This is a genomic window from Citrobacter sp. CK188 (assembly GCF_030333525.1).
In the GTDB taxonomy this organism is placed as follows: Bacteria; Pseudomonadota; Gammaproteobacteria; order Enterobacterales; family Enterobacteriaceae; genus Citrobacter_B; species Citrobacter_B koseri.
Map to the genome: position 1 here is coordinate 68,805 of NZ_JAOWFU010000032.1, position 12,126 is coordinate 80,930.

The following is a 12,126-nucleotide window of genomic DNA, read 5'->3' on the forward strand; positions in this document are numbered from 1 at the left end:
CTCACTGATTCAACCTGGTTAAAAATAAAATTAAGCAAAAAAAAAGATTGTGCGCGCTAAGTTTCACGACTTTTAGCGTATAAGAAATATCTTCCTGATAAAATCAATCATAGATGAGGGGAATTTAAAGTCAATTAACCATAGATTAATTTGATTTTTATCCAAAATGAATTTCGATGAAAATAAACAAGTTAACTGACTTTTATCACGACGTCAGCGCCATTAATTCTGGCCATATTTTTCCAGTAACGCATTAGCAATCGCTTGCGTTTGCGCATCCGCCACCCCGTTCCATAACGCCGGGCGGAAATGCATCTGGAACGCCATGATCACCCGCTGCTGTTCACGCGCGGTCATCTCCGGTTTGACCTCGTAACCATAACGCGAAAGCAAGTCGAGCAATGATGCGGGATCGACTGGCGTATTGGGCGCGCGTCCCGCCAGATAAAACGCCACGCGCTGTTCATCAGGCCAGGCGCCAATGCCCTGCGCCGCCAGATCGCGCCAGGGGAACAGAGGGCCGGGATCGTCTTTACGCTGCGGGGCAATATCCGCATGCGCCACCACGTTTTGCGGCTTAATGTCGTAGCGGGCAATGATCTCTTTCGCCAGTGGGATCAGGGCCTGAATTTGCGCAGGTTCAAACGGGGCGAAGTATTTCATTCCCGCCGACTTTTGCCAGCCGCGATTTTCCAGTTCGATACCAACAGACGTGTCGTTGATGCGCGTTGCGCCGCGCCAGAAGCTGATGCCCGCGTGCCACGCCAGATCGTGCTCTGGCACCAGTTGCCAGATACGCGGCTTGCCACGGTGAAGCGGCGGTACAGCAGGAATTAAATAGTGTGAGCTGACGTTTTTATCCGTTAACGTCGCCAGAGAGGTATCAAAGTCATCCGCCGTGTAGTGGATGACCAGGATTTTGATGCGCGGGTACGCCGCCTGTGCCTGATGACGGGTATCCAGCTGATACCCGTCTTTATCAATAATCCCTTTCTCGCCCGCGCACCCGGTTAACAGAAGCGCGAACGCGACCAGCCAGAGCAGGCGTCTCATCGGCGCGTTTTTACCGCCGTCCCGCTGACGCTCACCATCAGCATACTGCTGTCTTTGCCTACGGTCTCATAGTCAATGTCGATGCCCACAACCGCATCCGCCCCCAGCGCTTTCGCCTGTTCGCCCAGTTCCTGAAAAGCGATTTCACGCGCTTTACGCAACTCTTTTTCATAGGAACCCGAACGTCCGCCGACGATATCGCGAATACCCGCGAAGAAGTCACGGAAAATATTGGCGCCCAAAATGGCTTCACCCGTTACCACACCGCAATATTCCACGATGTTCTGCCCTTCCAGCGTCGGGGTTGTCGAAAACTGCATAGCCGATCTCCTTGTTTACCTAAGCACTCGATCTCAAACGCATTATCAGACCGATACGCTATCATTGAAAAGATATAATTGATTATCGTAGATCGCTTTTTGGCAGATCGCTTATAAGGAAATCACTATGCGCTACAGCAAACTCTCTCTGCTCGTCCCTTGCGCACTGCTGCTCAGTGCCTGCACAACCGTCACTCCTGCTTATAAAGACAATGGCCCGCGCAGCGGGTCGTGCATAGAAGGCGGGCCGGACAGCGTGGCTCAACAATTTTATGACTACCGCATTCAAAACCGTACTAACGACATTACCGCCCTTCGCCCTTACTTAAGCGACAACCTGGCAAAACTGCTCTCTGACGCCAGCCGTGATGGCGAACACCGCCAGTTGATGAGCAGCGACCCGTTCTCCAGCCGCACCACCTTCCCGGATAGCGCCAGCGTAGCCAGCGCGTCCACCATTCCTAATCGCGACGCCCGTAACATCCCACTGCGCGTGGAGCTGAAGCAAGGCGACCAGACCTGGCGCGACGAAGTGCTGATGATCCATGAGGGTCAGTGCTGGGTTATTGATGATGTACGTTATCTTGGCGGCAGCGTCCACGCGCCAGCCGGTACGCTGCGCCAGTCCGTCGAAAACCGCTGATCACCCGACAAAACGTCGATAAATCATAAGCCCCACAAATTGTCTGGCATTCTGCATAGAATGCCGACAATTATTCTTGCCGCCTACCGCCCCCGCTATTTTGTGCTATGTTTAGTGAAGAATGCGGTTTGCATTTAACTTTTAACGCATAAATATTGCATAACTATTCTGTCAAAGGTACTATCTGCGGCCTCAACATACACAAAATCATTCATGATGCGTCGAGGCGGCAAGTGACTGGAGTGACAAATCTGTCAGGAACAGATTTGAACGTCGCGAGCAACGGTTCGTAAGGGCGAGTCTCAGGGTGAGACGAGTCACTCAGCAGCCAACAAAGAGGCAGCATGAAGGATGACGTGTACAGTTATCAGACTGCCAGCATACGAGAATCAATGAGTATTCAATTAAACGGCATTAATTGCTTCTACGGCGCGCATCAGGCGCTGTTCGATATCACGCTGGATTGCCCTCAGGGCGAAACGCTGGTGTTACTTGGCCCAAGCGGAGCGGGTAAAAGCTCGCTGCTGCGTGTACTCAATCTGCTTGAGATGCCGCGCTCCGGCACGCTCACTATCGCAGGAAATCATTTCGACTTCACGAAAACGCCTTCCGACAAGGCGATTCGTGAATTGCGCCAGAACGTAGGCATGGTTTTTCAGCAATACAATCTCTGGCCGCATCTCACGGTACAACAAAACCTGATTGAAGCGCCCTGCCGCGTGCTGGGTCTGTCAAAAGACCAGGCGCTGGCGCGTGCCGAGAAACTGCTGGAACGTCTGCGTCTGAAACCTTACAGCGATCGCTATCCTCTGCATCTTTCCGGCGGTCAGCAACAGCGTGTGGCTATCGCTCGTGCGTTAATGATGGAGCCGCAGGTGCTGCTGTTTGACGAGCCAACCGCCGCGCTGGACCCGGAAATCACCGCGCAAATCGTCAGTATTATTCGTGAACTGGCGGAAACCAAAATTACCCAGGTGATCGTCACTCACGAAGTAGAAGTGGCGCGTAAAACCGCCAGCCGGGTGATCTATATGGAAAACGGTCACATCGTCGAGCAAGGGGATGCGAGCTGCTTTGCGAACCCGCAGACCGATGCATTTAAAAACTATTTATCTCACTAAGATTCGGGACAATGACAATGAAAAAAGTTCTGATTGCCGCGCTAATTGCAGGCTTTAGCCTTTCCGCTACAGCAGCTCAAACCATCCGTTTCGCCACGGAAGCATCCTACCCTCCGTTCGAATCTATGGATGCCAGTAACAAAATCGTCGGCTTTGACGTCGATCTGGCCAATGCGCTGTGTAAAGAGATTGACGCGACCTGCACCTTTACCAACCAGGCGTTTGACAGCCTGATCCCAAGCCTGAAGTTCCGTCGTTTCGACGCGGTGATGGCCGGTATGGACATCACGCCTGAGCGTGAAAAGCAGGTTCTGTTCACCACGCCTTACTATGACAACTCCGCGCTGTTCATCGGTCAGCAGGGTAAATACACCAGCATCGATCAGCTGAAAGGCAAAAAAGTGGGCGTACAGAATGGCACTACCCACCAGAAGTTCATCATGGATAAGCACCCGGAAATCACCACCGTGCCTTATGACAGCTACCAGAACGCGAAGCTGGATCTGCAAAATGGTCGTATTGACGGCGTGTTCGGCGATACCGCCGTGGTCACTGAATGGCTGAAAGATAATCCGAAGCTGGCGCCGGTTGGCGATAAAGTGACCGACAAAGATTACTTCGGCACCGGCCTCGGCATCGCGGTACGCCAGGGCAACACGGAACTACAGCAGAAATTCAACACTGCGCTGGAAAAAGTGAAGCAAGATGGCACGTACGAAACCATCTACAACAAATGGTTCCAGAAGTAAGACTTGATGAACGAATTTTTTCCTTTAGCAAGCGCCGCCGGGATGACCGTCGGCCTTGCCGTTTGTGCGCTGATCATCGGCCTCGTCCTCGCTATGATTTTTGCCGTCTGGGAGTCCGTAAAATGGCGCCCGATAGCCTGGACAGGTTCCGCACTGGTCACGATTCTGCGCGGCCTGCCGGAAATTCTGGTGGTGCTGTTTATCTATTTCGGTTCCTCTCAGCTTCTGCTGATGCTGTCTGATGGCTTCACCATCAACCTGGGGTTTGTGCAAATCCCGTTGCAGATGCAGATTGAAGACTTCGACGTCAGTCCGTTCCTGTGCGGCGTCATCGCGCTGTCGTTGCTGTATGCGGCATACGCGTCGCAAACGCTGCGCGGCGCGCTGAAAGCGGTTCCGTCTGGACAGTGGGAATCTGGTCAGGCGTTGGGCTTATCAAAAACCGCGATTTTCTTCCGCCTGGTGATGCCGCAAATGTGGCGTCATGCGCTGCCAGGGCTGGGCAACCAGTGGCTGGTATTGCTGAAAGATACCGCGCTGGTCAGCCTTATCAGCGTGAACGATCTGATGCTGCAAACAAAAAGCATCGCCACGCGCACTCAGGAACCGTTCACCTGGTACATTGTGGCTGCGGCTATCTATCTGGTGATTACGCTGGTGAGTCAGTATATTCTCAAACGCATTGACCTGCGCGCGACACGTTTTGAGCGGAGACCAGGCTGATGTTTGAGTATTTACCTGAACTGATGAAAGGGCTGCACACCAGCCTGACGCTGACGGTTGCGTCTATCATCGTCGCGCTGATCCTGGCGCTGATTTTCACCATCATTCTGACGCTGAAAACACCGGTGCTGGTATGGCTGGTTCGCGGCTACATTACGCTGTTTACCGGTACGCCGCTGCTGGTGCAAATCTTCCTGATCTACTACGGCCCGGGGCAATTCCCGTCGTTACAGGATTACCCGGTACTCTGGCATCTGCTGTCCGAGCCGTGGCTATGCGCCTTACTTGCCCTGTCGCTCAACAGCGCGGCCTATACCACGCAGTTGTTCTATGGCGCGATTCGCGCGATCCCGGAAGGCCAGTGGCAGTCCTGCGGCGCGCTGGGGATGAGCAAAAAAGATACCCTGGCGATCCTGCTGCCGTACGCGTTTAAACGCGCCCTCTCCTCTTACTCCAATGAGGTGGTGCTGGTCTTCAAGAGTACGTCTCTGGCGTACACCATTACGCTGATGGAAGTGATGGGCCACGGCCAGCTGCTGTACGGTCGTACCTACGATGTGATGGTATTTGGCGCGGCTGGCGTGATTTATCTGATCGTCAACGGTTTGCTAACCTTGCTGATGCGCCTCATCGAGCGTAAAGCGCTGGCGTTTGAGCGCAGGAATTAAGAACATCATATGTAGGCCTGATAAGATGCGTCAGCGTCGCCATCAGGCAATGGCGCAAGCGCCTTATCCAGCCTACAAAATCATCGACATAAATGCATAAAACGAAATCATAAAGACGGACAAGCCACTAAGCTGTCCGTCTTTTTTTATAACAACAAAAATACTTAATCATTTTTATTGCATATAAATTCATTAAATGGCATTGTAAACCCATGCCGCAGACACGGTGAATAATCATAAGATTGACAGACGGGAGTTCCACCATGAAAAAGTTAGTTCTGGCCGCATTACTCGCTACTTTCGCCGCTGGCGCCTCAGCTGCCGATAAAATCAATTTCGGCGTTTCCGCCACTTACCCGCCGTTCGAATCACTGGATGCGAGCAATAAAATCGTCGGTTTCGATATCGATCTGGCGACTGCGTTATGCAAACAAATGCAGGCCGACTGTACTTTTACCAACCATGCGTTTGACAGCCTGATCCCGGCGCTGAAATTCAAAAAATATGACGCGGTTATCTCTGGTATGGATATTACCCCTGAGCGTAGCAAACAGGTGACGTTCACCAGCCCTTACTATGCCAACTCCGCGCTGGTGATTGCGAAAAAAGACAGCTATAAAACCTTTGCCGACCTGAAAGGGAAACGTATCGGCATGGAAAACGGCACCACGCACCAGAAATACCTGCAAGATAAGCATCCTGAAGTGAAAACCGTGGCTTATGACAGCTACCAGAATGCGATTATCGACCTGAAAAATGGCCGTATTGATGGCGTATTCGGCGATACCGCCGTGGTGAATGAGTGGCTGAAAACCAATCCGCAACTGGGCGCGGCAACAGAAAAAGTGACCGATCCGCAATACTTCGGCACCGGCCTTGGCATCGCTGTGCGCCCGGATAATAAAGCGCTGCTGGAAAAACTGAACACCGCGCTGGCGGCAATCAAAGCTGATGGCACTTATCAGAAAATCAGCGATCAGTGGTTCCCGCAGTAATCTTCCTTGCCGGATGGCGCAGCGCCATCCGGCAATTCTATAAGGGCACAAAGAACCTAAACCGCGCGCCACTCACTGAATCCATCAGCCTGATCCCACCGCCGTGCAGTTCCAGCATCCGTCTTACAATCAGCAGCCCTAACCCTCCGCGATCTTCCCGCGACGCCTGATGCCCCAGCACCGATGGTCGCTGGAACAGTTGTTCACGCAACGCTTCGTCGATACCTGGCCCGCTGTCGCTGACCTCTACCTGTAGCTGCGCCTCCTCCTGCCACACCTTCAGCCGGATAGTGCTCCCCTGCGGCGAATGGCGCACGGCGTTATCCAGCAGATTCGTCACTACCCGCTCTATCATCGAGACGTCAGCATTGATAAGCGGCAGGGAATGCGGCATATCGACCTGCAAATGCAACTGCCGGGTCTCTATCGTCAGATCGAATTTTTGCGCCACATCCTGAATCAGCTCACCAATAGCAAAGCGCTCCAGTTGCGGTTTAATGCTGCCATGCTCAAGCCGCGCCAGCTCGAAAAGCTGCTGCGACAGGTGCCGCACCTTGTGCCCCTGACGCAGCGCAGTGGCGAGATATTGCTGCGTTTCCTGCGGCGTCAGCGTAGCGGATTTAAGCGATAACGTTTCCAGGTAGCCCAGCAATGACGTCAGCGGCGTGCGTAAGTCATGCGAGATATTGGCGATAAACTCCCGGCGCTGCCGGTCGCTGTCGGCCAGTTGATCCCACTGACCGGCGATTTTGCGCGCCAGCTCGATAAAAGTATTGCGCAGCACCGCAACTTCATCACTCACCGTGGTCTCCGGCTGCTGTGCCGCCAGCTGTTTGATGGCGGTAATGCTGTCCTGCTCCAGCCCGGCAACGTCCATCGTCAGGCGTTTTACCGGGCGCGTCACCCAGTACCAGATCAGTAACCCCGCCAGCAGGCCGAACAGCGCCACCCATAGCAGGGACCACAACACCGTACTCCAGAGTGCTTTATGCCAGGCCATTTCTGCCAGCGCATTTGACTCTTCACCTTGCAGGATGATGTACAAATAGCCTTTAAGCTCACCATCCTGACGTAAAGGGGTAACGCTGAAAACCTTCTGACTCTGACTACGCGGATCGTCGCCATAGACGGGCATCGCTGCGCCGCTGAGAAACGTTTGCAATGGACTAATATCGATCTTTTGCCGCTGGATATGGCCCGGCGGTGCGGCATCGGCCAGCAGTTCGCCGTCAGAGGAGACGACATACAGCTCAACGCTCGGGTTAAAGGTCATCAGGCGGTCAAACAGCGGCTTCAGCACGCTGCGATCAACTCTGCCCTGCGCATCCAGAATGGGTTCACGCTGCACAATTTGTTGCGCCAGCCCGCCGGACAGCCGCTGCACCATCGCGTTGCCGTACTGCATGCTGCTGTAGAGTTGCACCGCGCAGGCAACGGTGGCGCAGAGCATCAGCAGCAGAATGAACAGCAGCGTCAGCCGCTGGCTCAGGCTAAAGCGCCGCATCATGGTTCAGCTCCGCAAATTTGTAACCTTTGCCCCAGACGGTACGAATAATCTCCGGTTCAGCGGCATCTTTTTCAATCTTGATGCGCAGGCGATTAATGTGGGTGTTGACGGTGTGCTCATACCCTTCGTGCTGATAGCCCCAGACCTGTTCCAGCAGCGCCAGACGCGAAAAGACTTCGCCGGGATGACGGGCAAAGAAGTACAGCAGCTCAAATTCACGCGGCGTGAGGTCCACGTCCTGACCGTGCAAGCGCACCGTACGCGCCAGCGGATCAAGCGTCAGGCCATGAGCCTGAATATGCCCGGCAGTCTGTGCCTGCCCCATAGCCTGCTGACGGCGAAACAGCGCTTTGATGCGCGCGATCAGCTCCTGCACCGAGAAGGGTTTTGCCAGGTAATCATCTGCCCCGGTTTCCAGCCCGGTAATGCGGTCCGTTTCGCTGCTGCGGGCGCTGATAATAATCACCGGCAGGTAGCGGGTCATCTGACGGATGCGACGACAAATTTCCAGACCGTCAACGTTGGGGAGCATCAGGTCGAGGATCACGGCATCCCAGGGTTGGGTTTCAAGGCACTGTAACGCCTTGCCCCCATCCGGTTGGTGAGTAATGGCGTAGCCTTCGTCTTCTAAATTGAGGCGCAGGAGCGCCGCGATGTCGTGGTCATCTTCCACCAGCAGGATCTGCTTCATGGGTAAGCCTTCATTCTCTCAATGCCAATGACTTAAGCTTACCCGATTTCACAGGGGGGAAGAGTTCACATTTTGTTGAACTTTGTGCGGACGTTGCGCCAGGCGGCGGCTTCGCTTTACCCGGCCTACCGGTCAGCGTGCTTTGGTCAACAGCGTTAACACTTCATAATGCGCGGTATGCGGGAACATATCGAAAAGCTGAACACGCTCAATACGGTAGCCCGGCAAGTTGGCAATGTCCTTTGCCATCGTCTGCGCGTTGCAGCTGGAGTAGATGATGTATTCCGGCGCCATCTGGCTAAGATAGTCGCACAGGGCTTTTCCAATGCCGCGACGCGGCGGGTTCACCAGCACCAGTTCCGGCACCTCTCCTTGCGCGGTGGCGAATCGGGTGGAGTCCAGCGCCTGAAAATGAAGATTCGTCAGCCCCAGTTCCGCAGCGGATTGCTTCGCGCAGGCGATTGCCTCTGGTGCGATCTCAATACCCGTCAACGTCATTTCCGGGGTGGCGCAGTGCAAACCAAATCCCCCGACGCCGCAAAACAGATCCCACATGTGATGAACAGGTAGCTGACGCACCCAGTCACGCGCCGTCGCATACAGACGGCTCGCAACGACCGGGTTGGTCTGGAAAAAGCTCTGCGGACGGATCCACAGCGGCACATCGTTAAAACGTTCTGCCAGCGCCTGCTGCTCCGTCAGGAAGATCTCCGTCTCCCCTTCCATAATCGCCATGTGTACCGGTTGAATATTCGCGGTAATAACCTTCAGTTGCGGTAACTGCGCCTGTAGCCACGGCAGCGCCGCGCGCAGCTGCGCCAGTTTGGTTTCTGAGCGCAGCACGAACCGCAGCATCATGCCGCCATCGAACTGGCTTTCCGTCAGCAGGATGTATTTCAGCTCGCCGCGTTTGCGCGCCACGTTGTAAGGCGTTAACCCGGCACGGGCGATGAACGGCTTCAGCGCGGCGAAAACGGGAGCAAACGTGTCGGGATAGAGCGGACAGTCGCTCAAATCCTCCGGGGTGCCGTCGCGATGCAACATGCCTAACAGCGGCTTTTCCACGCTGCCGCTGACCACCATTTTGGCTTTATTACGAAAGGCCTGTTCCGGGCCGCTGACCGACGCGCACCACTGTTCAACCGAAAAATCGGCAAGCAGCCCCTTTAGATCGGCGGTTTTGGCGGAGAGTTGATCGCGGATCGGCTGGACTATCCACTGACAGGATCGACAGCGACCGGCGTCGTAGAGTGCGCACTGCATACAAAGACCTTCATATTACCAGGGGCGAGGATTATACACGTTATTGCAAACGGAAGAACCGCCTGCTGCCCGCAGGAATAAAGAGCAGCATCAGAACCAGCATGTCCGGCAATTTCTGCATCACCAGCGTGTGCAAAATTTCGCGTTTCGACTCCCCGGCAATACTGAACAGTTCCGGGTAGCCATAGCCCAGCGACGCCGCCCACAGATAGCCTGCGGCAATAACCTGCGTGAGCAGGTACACCCAGCGCGCCCAGTTGCGCCCTTTCACCAGCGAAAACGCGCAATATATTTCAGTAAAGACCAGCGCCAGGCTGCCTAAAAACACCAGCGTCAGATTCCAGGTTTGCACGCTGCGATGAATAAACTCCCCCATTCCCCGCATGCCGAGCGTGTTAAAAATCATCAGCAAATCGAGGCAGCGGATCAAAATAATCGCGAGCGCCGCCACCTGCACCAGCGTGGGTACATTTAAACGGGCATGTGATGAGGATGATTTCTTAAAAAATCCCAACGAATCGTCTTCCATGAAAACGTTACCGCGTTTGCCCACGGTAACGTGTTGCCAGGTTGGCAGATTTTAGTTTCTTCAGCCGCGTCTTGCACGTTGGATATCACGCATCCGCTGCTTTTCTGCGCGCGCCATCAGATACCAGGCGATAAAACCGACAATGCCTACCACGCCGAGGATAAGGGTCGCCAGCGCGTTAATCTCCGGGTTAACCCCCATACGCACGCTGGAGAAGACCAGCATCGGCAATGTCGTCGCCCCCGGGCCAGAGACAAAACTGGCGATCACCAGATCGTCCAGCGACAGCGTGAAAGCCAGCAGCCATCCAGAGATCACCGCAGGCATGATCATCGGCAGCGTAATCACAAAGAACACTTTTAACGGCGTCGCGCCAAGATCCATCGCCGCCTCTTCAATCGAGCGATCCAGTTCGCGCAGACGCGATGAAATAACCACCGCCACATAGGCCGTACAGAAGGTAACGTGCGCCAGCCAGATTGTCAGCATTCCGCGATCTGCGGGCCAGCCGATAGCATGGGCCAGGGCCACAAACAGCAGCAACAGCGACAGCCCGGTAATCACATCCGGCATAACCAGCGGCGCGGTGATCATAAACGCAAAGCCATTCGCTCCACGAAAACGGCCAAAACGCACCATTACCACGGCGGCAATCGTCCCCAGAATAGCCGCCATTGTCGCGGCGCAAGCGGCAATCGTGAGACTCAGGCCGACGGCGCTTATCATCGCGCTATCCCGGAACAGCTCGCCATACCAGCGCGTAGACCACCCCGCCCAGACAGTCACCAGCTTCGAGCTGTTAAACGAATAGATGACCAGCATCAGCATCGGCGCATACAGGAAGGTAAACCCGAGCACCAGAATAACAATTCGCCAGGGCGAACGAACCACCGGTAAAGTATTCATCCGAGTTCCCCCTCGCTTTTTTGCTGATGCTTATGGAACCAGATAATCGGTACAATCAGCAGTAATAACATGATGATAGCCACCGCAGAGGCCACCGGCCAGTCGCGGTTGTTGAAGAACTCCTGCCACAGTACGCGGCCGATCATAATGCTGTCTGGCCCGCCGAGCAGTTCCGGGATCACAAATTCCCCCACCGCCGGAATAAACACCAGCATCGATCCGGCAATTATTCCCCCTTTCGTTAACGGCACAATGACGCTAAAGAAGGTTTTCAGCGGACGCGCGCCCAGATCCAGCGAGGCCTCCACCAGCGAATAATCAATGCGCGTCAGCGCGATATAAATCGGCAGTACCATAAACGGCAGATAGGCGTAGACAATACCGATATACACCGCCAGATTGGTATGCAAAATCGTCAGGGGATGATCGATAACCCCCAGCCACATCAGGAAGTTGTTCAGCACGCCGTTATTTTTCAGAATCCCCATCCAGGCGTAAACGCGAATCAAAAACGAGGTCCAGGACGGCAGGATCACCAGCAACAGCAGAATATTACGCGTTGACGGCCTGCTGTGCGCCACCGCCCAGGCCAGCGGATACCCCAGCAGCAAACAGCAGAGAGTCGAAACGCCCGCCACCTGCAAAGACTGCAAATAGGCGTCAAAATAGAGCGGATCGTCCGTCAGTTGCAGGAAGTTTCCCAGATTGAGGGTCAGGGATAGCTGCCCGTCGGCCCACGCCACCAGATCGGTATAGGGCGGGATCGCCCGCGCCATCTCCGCCAGGCTGATTTTAAACACGATCAGAAACGGCAGCAGAAAAAGCAGGATCAGCCAAAGGTACGGCACCGCGATGACCAGCTTACGCCCATGCTTCATTTGCATCCGCGCCAGCCACAGCGTCAGGCCGCCGGGCTTTTTATCGCGAGCCGGAGGTTCAAGTGTACTCATTTTCGCTC

The 12,126-nt window shown here is 54.6% G+C and carries 14 protein-coding genes; 6 read left to right on the forward strand and 8 right to left on the reverse strand.

The window, feature by feature from the left end; all coding sequences use genetic code 11:
* Positions 1-222: 222 nt before the first annotated feature.
* Positions 223-1,053 carry an N-acetylmuramoyl-L-alanine amidase gene (locus tag OGV67_RS11335; RefSeq protein WP_047457875.1) on the reverse strand — a complete coding sequence of 277 codons (831 nt, stop codon included), beginning with the start codon at positions 1,051-1,053 and terminating at the stop codon, positions 223-225.
* A complete protein-coding gene (locus OGV67_RS11340; RefSeq protein ID WP_012133087.1) occupies positions 1,050-1,373 on the reverse strand; it encodes a heavy metal-binding domain-containing protein in 324 nt (107 codons plus the stop codon). Before OGV67_RS11340 ends, OGV67_RS11335 begins: the two co-directional genes overlap by 4 nt.
* Before the next feature lie 127 nt (positions 1,374-1,500).
* Between OGV67_RS11340 and OGV67_RS11345 the strand changes: the two genes are divergently transcribed.
* The 6 genes from OGV67_RS11345 (at position 1,501) to artJ (ending at position 6,272) form a co-directional block, all read left to right on the forward strand.
* On the forward strand, positions 1,501-2,016 hold the full coding sequence (locus OGV67_RS11345; RefSeq protein WP_012133088.1) for a lipoprotein: 516 nt from the start codon (positions 1,501-1,503) through the stop codon (positions 2,014-2,016).
* Between the two features lie 392 nt (positions 2,017-2,408).
* Complete coding sequence (artP, locus tag OGV67_RS11350; protein WP_024130493.1) at positions 2,409-3,137, forward strand: arginine ABC transporter ATP-binding protein ArtP; 729 nt, start codon at positions 2,409-2,411, stop codon at positions 3,135-3,137.
* 17 nt (positions 3,138-3,154) lie between these two features.
* Positions 3,155-3,886, forward strand: coding sequence for an arginine ABC transporter substrate-binding protein ArtI (gene artI / locus OGV67_RS11355; RefSeq protein WP_024130494.1), 732 nt, complete (start codon positions 3,155-3,157; stop codon positions 3,884-3,886).
* 6 nt (positions 3,887-3,892) lie between these two features.
* Positions 3,893-4,609 carry an arginine ABC transporter permease ArtQ gene (gene artQ, locus OGV67_RS11360; RefSeq protein WP_049009773.1) on the forward strand — a complete coding sequence of 239 codons (717 nt, stop codon included), beginning with the start codon at positions 3,893-3,895 and terminating at the stop codon, positions 4,607-4,609.
* A complete protein-coding gene (artM, locus tag OGV67_RS11365) occupies positions 4,609-5,277 on the forward strand; it encodes an arginine ABC transporter permease ArtM (protein ID WP_012133092.1) in 669 nt (222 codons plus the stop codon). The genes artQ and artM overlap by 1 nt, the downstream gene beginning before the upstream one ends.
* A 263-nt stretch (positions 5,278-5,540) precedes the next feature.
* The gene (gene artJ / locus OGV67_RS11370; RefSeq protein WP_012133094.1) at positions 5,541-6,272 is read left to right on the forward strand and encodes an arginine ABC transporter substrate-binding protein ArtJ; all 732 of its coding nucleotides are present in this window, start codon (positions 5,541-5,543) and stop codon (positions 6,270-6,272) included.
* Between the two features lie 37 nt (positions 6,273-6,309).
* Here artJ and OGV67_RS11375 read toward each other — a convergent pair whose 3' ends face one another.
* The 6 genes from OGV67_RS11375 to potH form a co-directional block, all read right to left on the reverse strand.
* Complete coding sequence (locus OGV67_RS11375) at positions 6,310-7,779, reverse strand: sensor histidine kinase (RefSeq protein ID WP_115181794.1); 1,470 nt, start codon at positions 7,777-7,779, stop codon at positions 6,310-6,312.
* Positions 7,763-8,470: a response regulator transcription factor gene (locus tag OGV67_RS11380; RefSeq protein ID WP_047457883.1), complete on the reverse strand. Its 708-nt coding sequence runs from the start codon at positions 8,468-8,470 to the stop codon at positions 7,763-7,765. Before OGV67_RS11380 ends, OGV67_RS11375 begins: the two co-directional genes overlap by 17 nt.
* Before the next feature lie 132 nt (positions 8,471-8,602).
* Positions 8,603-9,733 carry a 23S rRNA (uracil(747)-C(5))-methyltransferase RlmC gene (gene rlmC / locus OGV67_RS11385; protein ID WP_115614916.1) on the reverse strand — a complete coding sequence of 377 codons (1,131 nt, stop codon included), beginning with the start codon at positions 9,731-9,733 and terminating at the stop codon, positions 8,603-8,605.
* Positions 9,734-9,773: 40 nt separating this feature from the next.
* The gene (locus tag OGV67_RS11390) at positions 9,774-10,262 is read right to left on the reverse strand and encodes a YbjO family protein (protein ID WP_112002244.1); all 489 of its coding nucleotides are present in this window, start codon (positions 10,260-10,262) and stop codon (positions 9,774-9,776) included.
* A 60-nt stretch (positions 10,263-10,322) separates the two neighbouring features.
* Positions 10,323-11,168, reverse strand: coding sequence for a putrescine ABC transporter permease PotI (potI, locus tag OGV67_RS11395; RefSeq protein WP_012133100.1), 846 nt, complete (start codon positions 11,166-11,168; stop codon positions 10,323-10,325).
* On the reverse strand, positions 11,165-12,118 hold the full coding sequence (gene potH / locus OGV67_RS11400; protein ID WP_047457887.1) for a putrescine ABC transporter permease PotH: 954 nt from the start codon (positions 12,116-12,118) through the stop codon (positions 11,165-11,167). The genes potI and potH overlap by 4 nt, the downstream gene beginning before the upstream one ends.
* Positions 12,119-12,126 lie beyond the last annotated feature (8 nt).